At 72.4% G+C, this 17,785-nt stretch carries 11 protein-coding genes; 4 read left to right on the plus strand and 7 right to left on the minus strand.

Translation table 11 applies throughout. The features are described from left to right. Nucleotides 1-31: 31 nt before the first annotated feature. A complete protein-coding gene (locus AC3CCI_RS08855) occupies nucleotides 32-1,174 on the plus strand; it encodes an NAD(P)-binding domain-containing protein (protein ID WP_488626907.1) in 1,143 nt (380 codons plus the stop codon). Between the two features lie 168 nt (nucleotides 1,175-1,342). Here AC3CCI_RS08855 and AC3CCI_RS08860 read toward each other — a convergent pair whose 3' ends face one another. The 5 genes from AC3CCI_RS08860 to AC3CCI_RS08880 form a co-directional block, all read right to left on the minus strand. Next, nucleotides 1,343-2,281, minus strand: a complete 939-nt coding sequence (locus AC3CCI_RS08860; RefSeq protein ID WP_488626908.1) for a hypothetical protein — start codon at nucleotides 2,279-2,281, stop codon at nucleotides 1,343-1,345. A 348-nt stretch (nucleotides 2,282-2,629) separates the two neighbouring features. Then, complete coding sequence (locus tag AC3CCI_RS08865) at nucleotides 2,630-4,585, minus strand: glycogen debranching N-terminal domain-containing protein (protein ID WP_488626909.1); 1,956 nt, start codon at nucleotides 4,583-4,585, stop codon at nucleotides 2,630-2,632. Between the two features lie 64 nt (nucleotides 4,586-4,649). Next, the gene (locus tag AC3CCI_RS08870) at nucleotides 4,650-5,576 is read right to left on the minus strand and encodes a carbohydrate ABC transporter permease (protein ID WP_488626910.1); all 927 of its coding nucleotides are present in this window, start codon (nucleotides 5,574-5,576) and stop codon (nucleotides 4,650-4,652) included. Continuing rightward, a complete protein-coding gene (locus AC3CCI_RS08875) occupies nucleotides 5,573-6,661 on the minus strand; it encodes a carbohydrate ABC transporter permease (RefSeq protein ID WP_354595458.1) in 1,089 nt (362 codons plus the stop codon). The genes AC3CCI_RS08870 and AC3CCI_RS08875 overlap by 4 nt, the downstream gene beginning before the upstream one ends. A 210-nt stretch (nucleotides 6,662-6,871) precedes the next feature. Further along, nucleotides 6,872-8,125 carry a sugar ABC transporter substrate-binding protein gene (locus AC3CCI_RS08880; protein WP_488626911.1) on the minus strand — a complete coding sequence of 418 codons (1,254 nt, stop codon included), beginning with the start codon at nucleotides 8,123-8,125 and terminating at the stop codon, nucleotides 6,872-6,874. A 227-nt stretch (nucleotides 8,126-8,352) separates the two neighbouring features. Between AC3CCI_RS08880 and AC3CCI_RS08885 the strand changes: the two genes are divergently transcribed. Continuing rightward, nucleotides 8,353-9,351, plus strand: a complete 999-nt coding sequence (locus AC3CCI_RS08885) for a LacI family DNA-binding transcriptional regulator (RefSeq protein ID WP_354595456.1) — start codon at nucleotides 8,353-8,355, stop codon at nucleotides 9,349-9,351. A 53-nt stretch (nucleotides 9,352-9,404) separates the two neighbouring features. Here the strand turns inward: AC3CCI_RS08885 and AC3CCI_RS08890 are convergent, their stop codons facing one another. After that, nucleotides 9,405-11,690, minus strand: coding sequence for an APC family permease (locus AC3CCI_RS08890; RefSeq protein ID WP_488626912.1), 2,286 nt, complete (start codon nucleotides 11,688-11,690; stop codon nucleotides 9,405-9,407). Nucleotides 11,691-11,826: 136 nt separating this feature from the next. Next, on the minus strand, nucleotides 11,827-12,453 hold the full coding sequence (gene yczE / locus AC3CCI_RS08895) for a membrane protein YczE (protein ID WP_354595454.1): 627 nt from the start codon (nucleotides 12,451-12,453) through the stop codon (nucleotides 11,827-11,829). 61 nt (nucleotides 12,454-12,514) lie between these two features. Between yczE and yczR the strand changes: the two genes are divergently transcribed. Beyond that, the gene (gene yczR, locus AC3CCI_RS08900; RefSeq protein WP_488626913.1) at nucleotides 12,515-13,954 is read left to right on the plus strand and encodes a MocR-like transcription factor YczR; all 1,440 of its coding nucleotides are present in this window, start codon (nucleotides 12,515-12,517) and stop codon (nucleotides 13,952-13,954) included. Nucleotides 13,955-14,139: 185 nt separating this feature from the next. Continuing rightward, complete coding sequence (locus tag AC3CCI_RS08905) at nucleotides 14,140-17,319, plus strand: efflux RND transporter permease subunit (protein ID WP_488626914.1); 3,180 nt, start codon at nucleotides 14,140-14,142, stop codon at nucleotides 17,317-17,319. The last annotated feature ends 466 nt before the right edge of the window (nucleotides 17,320-17,785 follow it).

A 17,785-nucleotide genomic window follows, 5' to 3' on the forward strand; every position in this document is an offset into this window, starting at 1 on the left:
GCCGCCGCCCGGGGCGGGCATGATGGTCGGGATGACTTCTGGTGGCGGCGACGAGCGGACGCGGGTCGTCGTGATCGGCGCGGGGCAGGCCGGGCTGTCCGTCTCGTGGTACCTGCGGCGCCTCGGTCTCGAGGTCGGCCCCGACCTCGTCGTGCTCGACCGGGGGCCCGGGACGGGAGGTGCCTGGCAGCACCGCTGGGAGAGCCTGCGGTTGGGTGCCGCCCACCGCGTCCACGACCTGCCCGGCATGGCCGGGCTCGGGCTGGGCTTCGACTCGGCGGACCGGTCGGCACCGGCACGTGACGTCGTCGCCGAGCAGTACGCCCGCTACGAGGCGGCACTCGGGCTCGACGTGCGGCGCCCGGTCGAGGTGACCGGGGTGACCGGGCTGGGCGGCGGGTTCTCGGTGCGGTGGGCGAGGCGCGCCTCCTCGGGGGCGGAGCAGGCGGGGGACTCGGGTGCGGTGCGGGCCGAGGTCGTGGTGAACGCGACCGGGACGTGGGGGGCGCCGTTCGTGCCGTGGTACCCGGGGCGCGACACGTTCGCGGGCCGGCAGCTGCACACGTCGGACTACCGGGCGGCGTCCGAACTCGCCGGGCTCGACGTGGTCGTCGTCGGCGGGGGCACGAGCGCCATCGGCTTCGTCCTCGAGCTCGAGGGCGTGGCGGCTTCGACCACGTGGGTGACGCGTCGACCCGTCGACTGGCTCGACCAGGGCGAGCTCGACGTCGAGTCGGCCGTCGCGGCGGTGACGGCGCAGGACCGCGCCGCCCGAGCGGGCCAGGCGCTGCCGAGCATCGTGAGCGGAACCGGCGTGCCCCGCACCCGGCGGTTCGCCTCGGGCGTCGAGCGCGGCCTGCTGGTCGAACGGCCGATGTTCTCATCGATCGAGCCGGACGGCGTGCGGTGGGCGGACGGCGCGTTCGCCCACGCGGACGCCATCGTGTGGGCGACGGGGTTCCGGCCCGAGCTGCGGCACCTCGCACCGCTCGGGTTGCGGTCGGCCGACGGAGGGGTCCGCGTCGAGGGCGGGGCCTCGACCCTCGACCCGCGGCTGTTCTTCGCCGGATACGGTCCGCAGGCGTCCACCATCGGGGCGAACCGGGCGGGGCGCGCCATCGCCCGGCAGGTCGTCGCGCGGTTGTCGGAGAGCGACGCGGCACGCCGCCGGTGAGGTCACGGCTGACGGCATGCATCGTCAACGAGATGGGAGTTGCGCGCCACCGGTGACGGGGCCGCGGGGGCTGTCGGGCGCCGTCGGCGACGGGGCCGTCGGGCGTCGTCCGGCGCCGTCCGGCGCCGTCGGCGAGTGCGACGTCGAGTCCGCTCTCGAGACGCACGATCACAGAAGCGGGAACCCGACCGCACGGAGCCGGGCCCTGAGCTTCGGAGGGGACGACGCCGTCGCGAAGCCCCATCGACCGAAGTGCCGCACGCGAGGAACGGCGCGGATGCGGTCTTCACGGTTCTTCTCGTCGAGTGCCACCTGCGCGGGGTCTCGCCCACCTCGCATCTCCGGTCTCGTGTACTTCACGTCGCCATCGGCCTCTCCGACCCCGCCGAACTGCGGGAACCAGAAATCGACCTCGCCGATCTTTCCCCGCTCGTCGGAGAACGGCTCCTGGCGGACGGGCCGGGGAAGGCCCAGCAGGTGCAACGTGGCTGCGCTCGCCGATTCGATCGGCGTCATCGAACCTTCGTCGGCCAGCTGCAGACACAGCTCGGCGGTCTTCCGTCTCGGAGAACGACGACGACGAGCGAGACACCCCGCCAGATCTTCACGGCTGAAGAGGCCCTCGCGCAGGCCGTGGTCGTAGGCCATCAACCCGGCGTGCAGCCCGTGGGCGAGGGCGAGGTCGACGGCGGTCCGGGCCGACGAGGTGACGGTCAGACCGTCGAGCGCGACGCGCTCGTCGTCGTGCAGCGGGAGGGCGTGCCGCACCATCGTGCTGCTGCGGGAGTTCGTCCGACGGCCTGGATCGATGACGTGCACCTCAGGAGGAGGCCTGTGCAACAGGGGAAGACCCCACACGACGGCCGCTGAGGAGTGCGACGCGACGAGCCGCGGAGACGACCGCCGCAGGAGCACGTGGACCCGGAGGGCGTGCTGGCCCTCGGGTTCGAGCTCGACCCATCGTGTGGTGTCGAGGTAGACCCCTCTCGACACCCGGGTGAGGAGGCCGCGACCCGCCGCGTGCCTGAGGTGCCGGTCGTCCAGGCCGGAGCGGACGAGGGCGGACGAGGTGAGCAGTTCGTCGACGAGCTGAGGTGGGCGGTTCATGTGGTCGATGCTGGCGCTCCGCGACACGGGGTCCGTGTGAGTGACGTCGGGCTGGGGAGAACGGCGAACATCGCGCTCGTGGGGAGGACCGCTGGCCGCCCCCTCGTCCGGCGGTGGGCGATTTGCCTAGGCAGGGGTTGAGCGCCGGAACAGGGGGTGGGTGGGGCGTGTGGGCGTGTGACCCTGTCGTTCGGCGGTGGGCGATTTGCCTAGGCAGGGGTTGAGCGCCGGAACAGGGGGTGGGTGGAAGGTGTGGGCGTGTGACCCCGTGGTTCGGCGGTGGGCGATTTGCCTAGGCAGGGGTTGAGCGCCGGAACGCGGGGTCGGCCGGCACCGGGGCCGGGCGGGTCAGGGGCGGCGGGGCGGGTGGACGTCGTGCGTGGCGGACCAGACGGCGACGGCGGCCGCGGCGGACCAGGCCTGGGGGCGGCACGAGGCGGGGTACGGCACGGGCGACGGCACCTCGCGCGACGAGTCGCCCGAGTGCAGCTCGGGCATGCGGTGGTCGAAGGCCGGCGCCGCGGACAGCAGCCCGTCGGCGAGCAGGGCCGCCTCGGCCGGGAACCCCGCACGGGCGAGACCCTGGACCGCGATGGCCGTGTCGTGGGTCCAGACGCTGCCCCCGTGGTAGCTCAGGGGCCAGTAGCCGGCGCTGTCGGTCGACATGGTGCGGAGGCCGAAGCCGCTGAGCAGCTCGGGCGAGACGAGGCGGCGGGCGACCAGCGCCTCCTCGTCGGGGTCGAGGAGTCCGGTGCCGAGCAGGTGCCCGAGGTTGCTCGTGACCGTGTCGACCGGCCGCTTGGCCGCGTCGAGCGCGATCGCCGGGTAGGCGCCCGCGGCGTCGTCGACCCAGAAGGAGGCGCGGAACCGGTCACGCAGGCGCCCCGCCCAGTCGCGCCACCCGTCGCCGCCCTCTCGGCCGAAGGCGTCGAGCAGGTCGGCCCCGTGCACCGCCGCCTCGTACGCGTAGGCCTGCACCTCGCAGAGCGCGATCGGCCCCTCGGCGAGCGTGCCGTCACGCCACTGGACGCTGTCGCCCGAGTCTTTCCAGCCCTGGTTCGCCAGGCCGTGCCCGGTCTCGTCCACGTACTCGAGCAGCAGGTCGCCGTCGCTGTCGCCCGAGTCGCGCATCCAGGCCAGGGCCGCCTCGAGGTGCGGCAGCAGCGCCTCGACCTCGGTGGCCGGCAGCCCCCAGCGCCACGCGTCGTGCAGCAGGCAGACCCAGAGCGCCGTCGCGTCGACGGTGCCGTAGTAGAGCGGCGGCAGGCTGACGTCCTCACCCGGGATCGTCAGGGTCTGCTGACGCAGCTCGTGCATGATCTTGCCCGGCTGCTCGGCCGTCTCGGGCACGTGCCGCGTGCCCTGCAGGCCCGCCAGCACTCGCAGCGTGCCGGCCGCGACCGTGAGGTCGAGGGGCAGGGTGAAGCGGGCGGCCCAGAGCGAGTCGCGGCCGAAGAGCGTGAAGAACCAGGGCGCACCGGCGGCGTAGAAGACGTCGTCGGGCGCCGTCGTCGTGGTCAGGCGGAGCGCCGCCAGGTCGTCGCGGGCCCGGTCGACCCAGCGGGCGAGACGGTCGTCGCGCGGTGCCGGGTCGAGGTCGGCCCAGTGCAGCGGCGTGCGCACGCCCCGGACGACGGCGTCGGGCGCGGTGGCGACGAGGTCGAGGCCGACCGTCACCGAGCCCCGGGCGGGCACGACGGCGACCCATTCGACGACGAGGCCGGCGGGGGCCTGCCGCACCGCGCCTCCTCGGGTCTCGAGGTCGACCAGCACGCCCTCGGCCCGCCAGGAGGCGCGGGTGCCGTCAGGGGCGAGCGTCACGTCGCCCACGGGGTCACCCACGAGGCCGGCCTTGACGTGGTCCATGGGCGAGGCGTCGGGGCGGAGGGTGGCGGCGACGGTGACCGTGAGCTCGCGGTCGAGCCGGGAGGTGATCGTGTGGCGCTCGTGCACGCCCGTCGTCGTGACGTCGCGGAGCGAGCTCAGGCGCACGTCGGGGTCGGCTCCGGCGTCGTCGAGGCCGCGCAGCAGGGACTCGAACCGGACGGCCGAGGCGCCCAGGGGCACGGTGGCCACGTGCTCGGGCACGAGGCCGTCGACCGTGAGGCCGTGCCCGGCGACGAGGCGCACGTCGCCGAGGTAGACGCCGTGGATGGTCGCCGCCCCCATGGAGCCGTCGGCGGCCGACCAGGCCTGGGCGGGGGCCCGCAGGACGACCGTCTCGGCGGCGAGGAAGGGCTGGAGGCCGGGGGTCGGGGCCGATCGGCCGGCGTGGTCGGAGTCGAGGGGGGAGGTCTGGGTCATCGGGGGCTCCTGGGGCTCCGGGTGGCGGGCGAGGGGGCGACGGGGTGGGGGGTCGCGGTGCGGGTCACTCTTTGACCGCCCCGGCGCTGGCGTTCATGATGCGGCGCTGGAAGACGAAGAAGACGATCGCGACCGGGATGGTCATCACCGCGGCGGCCGCGAGCTTGATCGGGTACTGCGACCCCTGGCTCAGCTGCCCGGAGGCGAGGCTCGCGACGCCCTTGGTCAGGGTGGTCAGCTCGGGCGACTGCGTCGACACGATGAAATGCGAGAGCTCGTTCCACGAGCCCTGGAACGACAGGATGATGATCGTCACGAGTGCGGGCCGGGCCATCGGCAGGACGATCGACCAGAACACCCGGAAGGTGCCGGCGCCGTCGATGCGGGCCTGCTCCTCGACGCTGCGGGGGATCGACTCGAAGAAGTTCTTCATGATGAAGACTCCGGCGGCGTCGGTCAGCAGCGGCACGATCATGCCCGAGTACGAGTCGTACATGCCGAGCTGGTTGATGACCAGGAACTTCGGGATGAGCAGCACGACCGTCGGCACCGCCATCACGCCGATCAGCAGCACGAAGATGACGTTGCGCCCCCGGAACTGCAGCCGCGCCAGGGCGTAGCCGGCCAGCGAGTTGAAGAAGACCCGTCCGAGCGTCACCACGATGGTCACGATCGCCGAGTTCTGGAACCAGGTCGGGAAGTCGCTGTTCAGGAACAACTGCCGGTAGGCGGCGACCGTCGGCGTGATCGGGATCAGCGCCAGCGGGTCGGAGGCCGCCTCGGGGTCGGTCTTGAACGACGTCGCCACGTTGATCAGGAACGGCAGGACGTAGACCGCCGCGATGACGATCAGCACGGCGTAGAGCACCGAGGTGCCCGCGATGCGTCGCGTGCCGCGGGGTTCTGCGCCGACGGGGCGCGGCGAGGCCGGGGGAGGCGCGACCGGCGAGGAGGGGTTCACCCGGTCGGCGATCGGTGCGGTGGTGGTCATCGCTCGACTCCCGTCGTGTAGAGGCGGGTGCGTCTCTTCGACACCGCCCGTTCGCGCAGCACGATGCGCTGCAGGATCGTCAACGCGACGATGATGACGAACAACACGAAGGCGATGGCCGCGCCGCGACCCCACTCTTGATCGCCGAACGCCGAGGTGTACGAGAGGTAGGCGGGGGTCAGCGTGGTCTTCTGCGGGCCGCCCTGGGTGCCGGTGTAGATCTGGTCGAAGACCTGCCAGGTGCCGATCAGGCCGAGGGTGAGCACCGTGAAGAGCGTCGGTCGCAGTTGCGGCAGCGTGATGCGCCAGAAGCGCTGCCAGCCGTTCGCGCCGTCCATCATCGCGGCCTCTTGCACGTCGCCGCCGAGGTTCTGCAAGGCCGCCAGGAAGAGCAGCATGAACGTGCCGCTGGTGGTGAAGACGGCCATCAGGATGAACGCGGACATCGCGACCGACGGCCCGGCCAGCCAGTCCCACCAGCTGACGCCGAGGGCGGTGTGGTCGGCCAGCAGGGCCGGGGGCTGCGTGACGCCGACCACGGCGAGGAGGTTGTGCAGCACGCCGCTGGCGTCGTTGAACCACGCGGGCCCGGTGATGCCGACGAACGAGAGCAGCTTGTTCACGGCCCCGCTCTGCGAGAACAGGAACAGCCACAGGACGGTGATCGCGACCGAGCTGGTGACCGACGGGAAGTAGAACGCGGTGCGGAAGAACCCCCGGCCGCGCAGCACCTGCCGGTTCACCAGCACGGCGAGCAGCAGCGACACCGCGGTCTGGATCGGCACGACGAGGAGCACGTACCAGGCGTTGTTGCGGAGGCTCAGGCCGAAGTCGCGCTCGGCCAGGCCACCGCCGCCCAGCAGTTCTCGGTAGTTCTGCGCCCCGACGAAGCCCACGCCCGCCGCGAAGGGTGAGCCCCGGCCGGTCCAGTCCGAGACGCTGACCCAGAGGGCCATCAGCACGGGCACGGCCAGGAAGAGGCCGAGGACGATCAGCACGGGCGAGACGAACAGCCAGCCCGAGAGGCCCTCGCCCCGCGAGGCGGCACGTCGCCGGCGGGGGGCCTTGGTCGAGATCGCGGTCATGGGGACTGCCTTTCGTGCGCTGTCTCGGGTCGGTGGGTCGCGCCTCCTCGATGGTCGCGGAGGCGGGCGCTCGCGCGGGGAGGCGGGAGTCGGACGGGGGAGGGGCGGAGGCGCGACCACCCTGGGGAGGACGCGTCGCGGCCCCGCCCGTGCCGTCGCCGGGGAGGGAGTCCTGGGCACCGCGCCGGGGCAGGCGCGGTGCCCGGGGGGCTACTGGAGGATCGCCTCGAAGTTCTTCTGCGCGGACTCGAGGATCGTCTTCGGGTCGCCGTCCTTCAGGCCCGAGAGCTGCGAGTTGAAGTCGCTGATCACAGCGGCGGAGCCGTCCTGCGTGGGCGTGCCCTGGGCGAACTCGACCGAGTCGAGGAACGCCGCCTGGTCGGGGTTGTCGGACTTCCAGGTGTCGGCGGCCGACTGGATCGAGGGCATGACGCCGAACGCGTCGGCGAAGGCGAGCTGCTGGTCGGTGCTCGTCAGCTGCTCGACGAGGTCGACGGCGGCCTGCTGGTTCGGGCTGTCGGCGGCGATGCCCCAGCAGTTCGTGAACTGCAGCGTGCCCTGGCCGCCGGGGCCGGCGGGCAGCTCGGCCACCTGGTAGGCCACGTCGGGGTAGTCGTTGGTGAGGGCGCCGGTGATCCAGTTGCCCTCGATGGTCATCGCGGCCTTGCCGGTCCCGAAGGCCTCGCCACCCCAGCCGGCGCCGAGGTCGCTCGAGAAGGCGGCGTCGCCGCTGGTCAGCAGGTCTTTCACGTAGGTCAGCGCCTCGACGTTCTCGGACGAGTCCAGCGTCGCCTCGGTGCCGTCGGCGTTGGTGACCGTCCCGCCCGCCTGGGCCATGAACGCGCCCACCCGGGCGTACTCAGGGCTGAACGCCAGGCCCACGTGGTCGGCCGTCGTGAGCTTCGCGGCCACCGTCTTCAGCGAGTCCCAGTCGGTCGGGACGTCGGCGTCGGTCAGGCCGGCCGCGGCCCACATGTCGGTGTTGATGATCAGGCCGAGGGTCGAGAAGTCCTTGGGCGCGCAGTAGAACTGGTCGTCGAGCGTGAAGCTGTCGACGAGGGTCGGGAAGAAGTCGCCCTCGTTGGCGAGCTGGTCGCCGTACGCCAGCAGGCTGCCGTTGCCCGCGAAGCCCGCGAGCGTGTCGGTCGAGACGTAGAACACGTCGGCCGGCTTGCCCGAGGCGAAGCCCTGGCTGAGCTGCTGGGGCAGGTCGGAGGCCACGCTGACCTCGGCGTCGGTGCCCGAGTCGTCGGACCACTTCGAGACGGCGTCGGTGACGGCCTTGGTCTCGGCGTCGCCGCTCGAGCCGATCAGCACGGTCAAGGAGTCGTCGCTGCTGGTGAGGGCGCCGCCGCTCGCGGCGCCCGACCCCTCGCTGAAACCGGAGCCACAGGCCGTGAGGCCGAGGGCGGTGATGGTCGTGAGGGCGGCTGCTGCCGCCAGGCGGGTCGTGCGTCGTCGCATGGTGGGCCTCTCGTCGCGTCGTTGCGATGGTGCTGGTGCTGTGGTCGGGGAGTGGTGCCGGGTGGAACGCGTGGAACGGGTCGGGCGGGTGTGATTTGATCGATCAAATCCGTGGTGTCAGAGTAGGCAGGCCGCCCCGCGGGTGTCAAGCCCGAGGCGCCGGGGGCCGTCGGGCCCTGGGGTAACGTGACCGGAGGCCGCCGACCGGCGCCGGGGCGGAGGGCGAGATGACTCGGGTGCCCGCACCGCGCCTCCCGACCGTCAGCGACGTCGCCTCGGTCGCCGGGGTGTCGCGGCAGACCGTCTCGAACGTGCTCAACTCGCCCGACATCGTCCGCCCCGACACGCGGGGACGCGTCGAGCGGGCCATCGCCGACCTCGGCTACCGACCGCACGCCTCGGCGAGACGGCTGCGCACCCGCAAGAGCTCGACCATCGGCATCCGGCTCGACCCCGTCCAGAACGGCATCTCGGGCGCCGTGCTCGACCGCTTCCTGCACGCCGTCACCGAGCAGGCCGACGCCCGCGACCACCGCATTCTCCTGTACACGGCGGCCGGACCCGACGACGAGATCGCGCAGTTCCGCCGCCTGCTGGACGGCGCCGACGTCGACGGCTTCGTGCTCACCTCGACCTTCTTCGACGACCCGCGCACCGAGTGGCTGATCGACGCCGGCGCCGACTTCGTCACCTTCGGCCGCCCCTGGGGGCTCGACGACATGGGCGACCCTCAGCACCGTTGGGTCGACGTCGACGGCCGGGCCGGCGTCGCGTCGGCGACCGACGACCTGCTGGCCGGCGGCGCGACGCACGTGGCCTTCCTCGGCTGGCCTGAGGGGTCGGGCGCCGGGGACGACAGGAGGCGCGGGTGGCGTGACGCCCTCGGGTCGCGGGGCGCGCTCGACCCGGTCTCGATCGACGCGCTCGACCTGGCCGTCGAGGACTCGGTGCCCCTCGCCTCGGCCGCCGTGCGCGCGGTGCTCGATGCGGGAGTGGCCGTGGACGCCGTCGTGTGCGCCAGCGACACCCTCGCGCTCGGGGCGTCCGTGGTGCTCGGCTCGTCGGTGCCCGTCGTGGGCTACGACGACACCCCGGTCGCCTCGGCACTCGGCCTGTCGAGCGTCGAACAGCCGCTCGTCGAGGTCGCCGGAGCCGTGCTGTCGTTGCTGCTCGACGACAGCGAGCCGCGGCACCGCCTGCTGCGGCCGCGCACGATCTGGCGCTGACGCCCCTCGAGGCGCTGACGGACCTCGAGGGGCTGACGGCCCTCGAGGCGCGGCTACTTCTTCTTGCGGGGGGCGGTGCCGGTCGAGTTGCGGGCGGCCGAGCGGGCCTTGCGGGCGGCGGCACCGCCTCCGCGGTTGCCCTTGGCCGACCCCGGGGCGCGGGGCGTCTGCTTCGGCCCGGGCTTCGAGCCGGCCGAGCCGTCCTGGGCGGGCTGGGCGTCCAGGCCTCGCTGCACCGCGCCTCCTTCGACCGCCGCACCGGCACGGCCCTCGGGGCCGGCGTCGGCACCCAGGGCGCCACCGACTGCGCCCGACCGGCGACCGGCCGGCTCGAGCACGCGGCGCGGCACGGGCCGGGGCCGGATCGGCTCACCGCGACGGTCCTGACCGGGGATCGGCCGCGACCGGCGGCCGTAGAGCACCTCGGACGAGTCGAGCAGCCACGGCACGAGCGAGATCGTGACGCCGTGCACGAGCATCAGCTTCTGGCGGATGCGGCGGCTCTTGTGGTTGTGCAGGGCGGCCTCCCACCAGTGGCCGACGATGTAGATGGGCGTGTAGACCGTCACGACCTCGCTGCCGTGCTCCTCGCGGTGGGCCTTGATGTACTTGATGAGCGGCATGCTGATGTCGCGGTACGGCGAGGCCACGATGCGCAGCGGCACGTCGATGTCCTGCTCTGCCCACTGCCGCTGCAGCAGCGCCGTGGCCTCGTCGTCGATGCCGACGTGGATCGCCTCGAGCGACTCGTGACGGGCGGCGATGGCGTAGTCGAGGGCCTTGAGCACGGGCTTCTGCATCGTGCCCACGAGCACGATGGCGTGGTCGCCGTGCGAGCCGAACTGCGTCGTGGCGTCGGGCTCGATCTCGACCAGCACGTCGCGGTAGTAGCGGTTCACGCCGAGCATCAGCACGAACAGGATCGGCATGATGACGAACACCAACCAGGCGCCGTGCGTGAACTTCGTCACCGTCACGACGACCAGCACCGACGCCGTCAGCAGGGCGCCGAACGCGTTGATGCCGCGGGCGCGGTAGACGGCTCCGCGGTCGGCGCAGCCCTCGCGCAGCATGCGGGTCCAGTGCACCACCATGCCGGTCTGGCCGAGCGTGAACGAGACGAAGACGCCGATGATGTACAGCTGGATGAGGCCGGTGACGCTGGCCTGGTACACGAGCAGGATGGCGCAGGCCACGAGGGCCAGCACGATGACGCCGTTCGAGTAGATCAACCGGTCGCCGCGCGTGTTGAGCGCTTTCGGGGCGTACTGGTCTCGGGCCAGGATCGACCCGAGCAGGGGGAACCCGTTGAACGCCGTGTTCGCCGCGAGCAGCAGCACGGCCGCCGTGCAGGCCTGGATCACGTAGAACGGGATGCCGAACAGGGCGCCGCCGAAGACGGCGCTCGCGATCTGGGCGATGAGGCTGCGTTGCGGGGTCGTGGCGCAGTCGACGAAGCCCTGCAGGTCGCAGGCGTCCTCGGCGTAGTGCACCTTCGCGATCAGGGCCACGGCGACCAGGCCGGCGAAGAGCACGATGGCGATGCTGCCCATCAGCACGAGGGTCTTCTGGGCGTTCTGCACCTTGGGGCGGCGGAACGCGGGCACGCCGTTGGCGATCGCCTCGACGCCGGTCAGGGCCGAGCAGCCGCTCGAGAAGGCGCGCAGCAGCAGCAGCACGAACGCGGCCTGCGTGAGCTGGTCGGCCTGCACCGTGTAGTCGGCGCTCTCGGCGACGGGCGGGTCGCCGAGGGCGGTGCGGACGAGGGCGATGACGATCATCACGAAGACGCTCGACACGAAGAGGTAGGTCGGGACGGCGAAGGCCTTGCTCGACTCGCGCACGCCCCGAAGGTTCACGGCCGCCAGCAGGACGACGAAGAAGATCGCGAGCTCGACGCGCACCGGCGCCAGTTCGGGCACGGCCGAGATGATGTTGTCGACGCCCGAGGCGACCGACACGGCCACCGTCATGACGTAGTCGACGAGCAGCGCCGAGGCGACGACGAGGCCGGCCTTCTCGCCGAGGTTCTTGTGGGCGACCTCGTAGTCGCCGCCACCCGACGGGTAGGCCTTGATCAGCTGACGGTACGACGCCACGACGACGAGCAGCAGCACGACCACGGCCACGGCCACCCACGGGGCCAGCGTGAGGAACCCCAGCCCGCCGATCAGCAGGATCATCAGCAGCTCTTGCGGCGCGTAGGCCACCGAGCTGAGCGGGTCGCTCGCGAAGATCGGCAGTGCGAGGTGCTTCGGCAGCAGCTGCCCCTCGAGCTTCTCCGAGGGGAGGGGTTCACCGATCAGCCAGCGCTTCGGCGACCGGGTGTCGTTGGTCACGAGCGGCGACTCTACTCCCGTGCGAGGGGCTGTCAACTTCGCTCGCGGGCGGTTTATTCCCGGTCAGGGAGGGTTCGTCCGAACCGGTTCGTACTGCTGGGGGCCGGGCTCGCGTCACCGCCCGCCGCGGCGCCGCTCAGACGGACGAGGAGGCGCGGGCCGGGACGGCCACGGAGGTCGCCACCCGGCGCCGCGCGAACAGCGGCAGGGTGACCGCGACGAGCGGCCCGATCAGCAGCGCCTCGGCGGCGGTCCCGACGCCCACCTGGCCGCCGAGCAGCCAGCCCGCGGCGAGCACCGTCACCTCGATGACGGTGCGGGCGACGCCCACCCGCCAGCCGAGCCGTGCGTGCAGCCCGAGCATGAGGCCGTCGCGCGGGCCCGGGCCGAAGTCGGCGCCGATGTAGAGGCCGCTGGCCACCGCGAGCAGCAGCAGGCCGCCCGCGAAGGTCAGCCCCTGCGCCCACCAGACGGTCTGTTGCGGCAGCACGTGCAGGCCGAGGTCGGCGACCGGCCCGATCATCAGGGTGTTGGCGAGCGTGCCGAAGCGCGGGCGCTGGCGCAGGGGGATCCAGAGCAGCAGGACGACGAGGCTCGTGACGAACGTGACGGTGCCGAAGGACAGGCCGGTGTGCTGCGAGAGACCCTGCGACAGGACGTCCCACGGGGCGACGCCGATGCCGGCCCGCACCATGAGGGCGATGGCGAACCCGTAGGCGGTCAGGCCGACGAACAGCTGGAGCAGGCGGCGGGAGAAGAGCATGCGACGATCCAATCCGCCGAGTGGCCTGGTGGCAAGAGGCCAATCGGCCTAGGGTGGCCGCGTGACCAACCTCGACCACGGTGCCACCGCCGTCTCGTCCCGGGCGCTGAACGCCCTGCTCGACTCGTGGCGCGCCTCCTCGGCTCCGGGTTACCTCGCGCTCGCCGACCGCATCCGCCTGCTCGTGCTCGACGGCCGGCTGCCGGTCGGCACCCGGCTGCCGTCCGAGCGCGACCTCTGCGCGCACCTCGGGGTCAGCCGGACGACCGTGGCCTCGGCCTACGCCGCCCTCCGCGACTCCGGGCACGTCGACAGCGTGCGCGGCAGCGGCAGCGTCGTCCGCCTGCCGGCGCGCGCGTCGGTGCCGCGCCCGACGACCACCGACGGGCTGCTCGACCTGACCAAGGCGGCGCTGCCCGCGGTCGACGGCATCGCCGAGGCCGCCCAGCGTGCGGCGGGTCGGCTCGGTGCCTACCTCGACGACCCGGGCTACGACCCGGTCGGGCGTCCGGTGCTGCGGGAGGCGATCGCCGAACGGTACCGGCGACGAGGGCTCGCGACGAGCGCGGACCAGATCGTCGTCACTCTGGGGGCACAGCACGCCATCGCGTTGCTCGCGCGGGTGCTCGTCTCGCGCGGAGACCGCGCCGTGGTCGAGGCGCCCGGCTACCCGCACGCCTTCGAGGCCCTGCGCGGCGCCGGCGCCCGGCTCGTGCCGGTCAGCGTGACCGTCGACGACGGCTGGGACGAGGCGTCGCTGATGCAGGCCCTGCGCCGGACGAGCCCGCCGGTGGTCTACCTCATGCCCGACTTCCACAACCCGACCGGGGCGACCATGCCCGCCGGACAGCGCGTGCGCGTCCTCGAGGCGGCAGCGGCCGAGGGCACCGTCGTGATCGCGGACGAGACGATGGCCGAGATGGCGATCGACGAGCGTCGGGACGCCCCCCTGCCGATGGCGGCGTACGACCCGGCGGTCTCGATCGGCTCGGTGGGCAAGTCGCTCTGGGGTGGGCTGCGCATCGGGTGGATCCGGGCCGAGCGCCCGCTCGTCGACCGACTCGTGCGCGCCCGCTCGGCCGGCGACCTCGGCACGCCCGTGCTCGAGCAGCTCGTGGTCGCCGAGCTGCTCGGCGACTTCGACCGCGTGCTGGAGGCGCGGGCCGGGCACCTGAGACGGGGTCGCGACCGCGTGGTCCGGGGCCTGCGCGAGCAGTTCCCGTCGTGGCAGGTGCCCTCGCCGGCCGGGGGGCTCACCACCTGGGTGGGGCTCGGGGCGCCGGTCAGCTCGCAGCTCACCCTGGCGGCGCGCCGCGAGGGGCTGCTGCTCGCCGCGGGGCCGGTGTTCGGCGTCGACGGGGCCTTCGAGCGGTTCCTGCGCGTGCCGTTCTCGTACGCCGACAGCGACACCGACCGCGCGCTGGCCGCCCTGCGCGCCGCGTGGGACGGCGTCGACGGGGTGCAGGCGCCGGCCTCGCCGCTGCTGGCCGAGGTGGTCTGAGGGGCTCGACCCGCGCCTCCTCGGCCGTGCCGGGCATCGACTCCTCCCCACCCGGTCGAGCTGTCGTCGTCCTGCACGGCGTGCAAGAAGCCGCCGCGAGTTCCCAGAGAGGCTGGTGACAATGGAGGCGCGGTGGACGTCGTCCGCCCCGCCTCCCCTCGCTCTCCCCTCACCACCGGAGCACCGTGCACCTGCTGTCCGTCTTCAGCCTGCGCAACCGCGCGCTGATCGCCCTCGTCACCATCGTCGTCGCCGTCTTCGGCGGCATCGCCCTGACCTCGCTCAAGCAAGAGCTCGCACCGAACGTGCAGTTCCCACAGATCGCGATCGTCAGCTCGTACCCGGGCGCCACGCCCGAGGTCGTCAACGAGGACGTCTCGACGCCGATCGAGCAGGCCGTCCAGATCATCCCCGGGCTCGAGGGCACCTCGGCGACGTCGAGCACCTCGCAGAGCACCGTGTCGGCCGAGTTCACCTACGGCACCGACCTCGACTCGGCCGAGCAGAAGATCCAGTCGGCCATCAACCGCCTGACGCTGCCCGACTCCGTCGACACCCAGGTGGTCACGGGCAGCCTGGCCGACCTGCCGGTCATCCAGATCGCCGTGACCGGTTACGACGCCGCCGACTCGCAGGCGCTCGTCGACCGCCTGACGAACGTCACCGTGCCCGACCTGCAGAAGCTCGACGGCGTCCGCGAGGCCTCGATCTACGGCGACGCCGGCCAGCGAGTCACCATCTCGCCCGACCAGACGGCGCTCGCGGCCCGAGGGCTGACGACCGCCGCCTTCCAGGACGCCCTCGACGCCAACGGCACGCTGATCCCCGGCGGCACCATCACGCAGGACGGCAAGACCCTGTCGATCCAGGCGGGTCAGCGTCTGACCAGCGTCGACGAGATCCGTGCCCTGCCGCTGCTCGACGCCACCTCGGCCACCACGATCGGCGACGTCGCCGACGTCCAGCTCACCGGTGCACCGGTCACGTCCATCAGCCGCGTCGACGGGCAGGACGCCCTGACGGTCGCCGTCACCAAGACCCTCGACGCCAACACCGTCGACGTGTCGAAGACCGTCCGCGACGCGATCCCGGGCCTCGCCTCCGACCTGGGAGACGGGGTCGAGCTGACCGTCGTGTTCGACCAGGCGCCGTTCATCCAGCAGTCGATCGACTCCCTCGCCGAAGAGGGGCTGCTCGGCCTGGTCTTCGCCGTGGTCGTCATCCTCGTGTTCCTGCTGTCGATCCGGTCGACGATCGTCACGGCCATCAGCATCCCGACGAGCGTGCTCATCACGTTCATCGGCCTGCAGGCGGCGGACTACACGCTGAACATCCTGACCCTCGGCGCCCTCACCATCGCCATCGGCCGGGTGGTCGACGACTCGATCGTCGTCATAGAGAACATCAAGCGGCACCTCACCGCGGGCGTCGACCGCCTCGCGGCGATCACGGTCGGCGTGCGCGAGGTCGCGGGGGCCATCACGGCGTCGACGGTCACCACCGTCGTGGTCTTCCTGCCGCTGGCCTTCGTCGGCAACATCACGGGCGAGCTGTTCCGACCCTTCGCCCTCACGGTGACGATCGCGCTCGTCGCGTCGCTGTTCGTCGCGCTGACCATCGTGCCGGTGCTGGCGTACTGGTTCCTCCGGGCACCCAGGGCCCACAAGCACGCGCCGGGCGCCGAGGCCGCGGCCGTCGAGGGCGCGACGGTGGAGTCGTTGACGACCCGCGCCTCCGACCCGTCCGACGCCCGGCCGCTCGACCGCCTGCGTCGTGCGTACGTCCCGGTGCTGCGGGGCACCCTGAAGCGGCCGGTCGTGACGATCCTCGTCGCGCTGCTCGTGCTCGGGGGCACGGGCGCCGTCATCCCGTTCATGAAGACGAACTTCCTCGGGGCGAGCGGCCAGAACACCTTCACCGTCACGCAGACCCTGCCGCCCGCGTCGAGCCTCGAGACCCAGTCCGACGCCGCCGACCGGGTCGAGCAGGTGCTCGACGGCGTCGAGGGCGTCGAGACGGTGCAGCTGACCATCGGGTCGAGCGGCACGTCGATCGCGAGCTTCCTCGGCGGCTCCGGCGACAGCACGGTCACCTACTCGATCACCACCGACGAGAGCGCCGACCAGGACGCGTTGCAGGCCGACGTGCGGTCGCAGCTGGCCGACGTGGCGGACGCCGGTGAGATCGAGGTGTCGGCCTCGAGCGGCTTCGGCACGAGCAACGACATCACCGTCGACGTCACCGCCCCCGACCCCGACAGCCTGCAGACCGCGACGGACGCCGTGCTGAAGAAGGTCGAGGGGCTGCCCGGCACCGCCGAGGCGAGCTCGAACCTGCAGGCGGCCCAGCCGATCATCGGCGTGCAGGTGGACCGCGCGGCCGCCGCGGCGCTCGGCTACAGCGAGGTCGCCGTGGGCGGCATCGTGTCGCAGGCCATCCAGCCCGTCAGGGTGGGGTCGCTCGAGATCGACGACAGCTCGGTCGACGTGTACACCGTCGACCCGACCCCGCCGGCGACCGTCGACGAGCTGAAGGCCCTCGAGCTGCCGAGCCCGACGGGGCCGGTGCGACTCGACTCGATCGCCACCGTCGAGCAGACGACGGGGCCGACGTCGGTCACGACGACCGACGCCGTGCGCTCGGCGACCGTGACCATCACGCCCTCGACCGACGACCTCTCGGCCGCCGGCACCGAGGTGTCGGACGCGGTCGCGGCGGTCGACCTGCCGGACGGCACCGACGCGACGATCGGCGGGGCGACGGCCGACCAGGCCAACGCGTTCTCGCAGCTCTTCCTCGCCGTGCTCATCGCCATCCTGATCGTCTACATCGTGATGGTGGCGACGTTCCGCAGCCTGGTCCAGCCGATCCTGCTGCTCGTGTCGATCCCGTTCGCGGCGACCGGGGCGATCCTGCTGCAGCTGGCCTCGGGCGTCCCCCTGGGCGTCGCGTCGCTCATCGGCGTGCTCATGCTGGTCGGCATCGTCGTGACCAACGCGATCGTCTTGATCGACCTGGTGAACCAGTACCGCGAGAAGGGGCTGCGGGTGCGCGAGGCCCTGCTCGAGGGGGCGTCGCGACGCTTGCGGCCCATCCTCATGACGGCGGCGGCCACGATCTTCGCCCTCACCCCGATGGCGCTCGGCGTCACCGGGCACGGCGGCTTCATCTCGCAGCCTCTGGCGATCGTCGTGATCGGCGGGCTCGTGTCGTCCACGGTGCTGACGCTCGTCGTGCTGCCGGTCATCTATTACCTGTACGAACGCATCGGCGAACGCCGGGCCGATCGTCGTGCGGCGGAGGCTCGGCCGGAGGAGGCGGCCGAGGCGGCCGAGGTGACCGAGCAGACTGCCACCGGGGCGTGACCTCGGCTGGCGTGCCGGGTGCGGCCGTGGCCGTGCACGTCGCGGCGACGGGCCGTGCACACGCCCCCCAGAGCAGGACCTGAGCGGCGTGTCGGCCCGCTCGCGGGTCGGGTTCGGTACGCCGCGATGCGGCAGGTGGGTCGGGTTCGGCGCCGACACGTGCCGGAAAGGCGGGCGAGTCCGTGCCCGACGGGCCGACGCGCTGGCCCGACGGGCGCGAACTCGACCGTGATGGCGTGCCGCGGGGCTCCGCTCGCCGATCGCACACGAGGAGGCGGGGCTTCCGGTTCGCCGGAGGCTCGGGTATCGTAGGTGGGTCGGCTCAAGACACCGCGCCTGTGGCGCGAGCACATCGGCACCTGCGGGTGCCGATCATGCACAGCTTTGAACAGCACGAGGGTTTGTACGTCTTGTGGGCCGGATTCCCGTCGAGTCACGACGGGATGAATTCACGATTGTGAACGGT

The organism is Frigoribacterium sp. CF331 (assembly GCF_057787905.1).

What these genes read in the sequence shown, in the direction of transcription:
- yczE (WP_354595454.1), bottom strand. Translation starts at nt 12,453, where the DNA reads ATGCTCTTCTCCCGCCGCCTGCTCCAGCTGTTCGTCGGCCTGACCGCC.
- AC3CCI_RS08865 (WP_488626909.1), bottom strand. Translation starts at nt 4,585, where the DNA reads ATGACCCAGACCTCCCCCCTCGACTCCGACCACGCCGGCCGATCGGCC.
- AC3CCI_RS08885 (WP_354595456.1), top strand. Translation starts at nt 8,353, where the DNA reads ATGACTCGGGTGCCCGCACCGCGCCTCCCGACCGTCAGCGACGTCGCC.
- AC3CCI_RS08855 (WP_488626907.1), top strand. Translation starts at nt 32, where the DNA reads ATGACTTCTGGTGGCGGCGACGAGCGGACGCGGGTCGTCGTGATCGGC.
- AC3CCI_RS08875 (WP_354595458.1), bottom strand. Translation starts at nt 6,661, where the DNA reads ATGACCGCGATCTCGACCAAGGCCCCCCGCCGGCGACGTGCCGCCTCG.
- AC3CCI_RS08860 (WP_488626908.1), bottom strand. Translation starts at nt 2,281, where the DNA reads ATGAACCGCCCACCTCAGCTCGTCGACGAACTGCTCACCTCGTCCGCC.
- AC3CCI_RS08870 (WP_488626910.1), bottom strand. Translation starts at nt 5,576, where the DNA reads ATGACCACCACCGCACCGATCGCCGACCGGGTGAACCCCTCCTCGCCG.
- AC3CCI_RS08880 (WP_488626911.1), bottom strand. Translation starts at nt 8,125, where the DNA reads ATGCGACGACGCACGACCCGCCTGGCGGCAGCAGCCGCCCTCACGACC.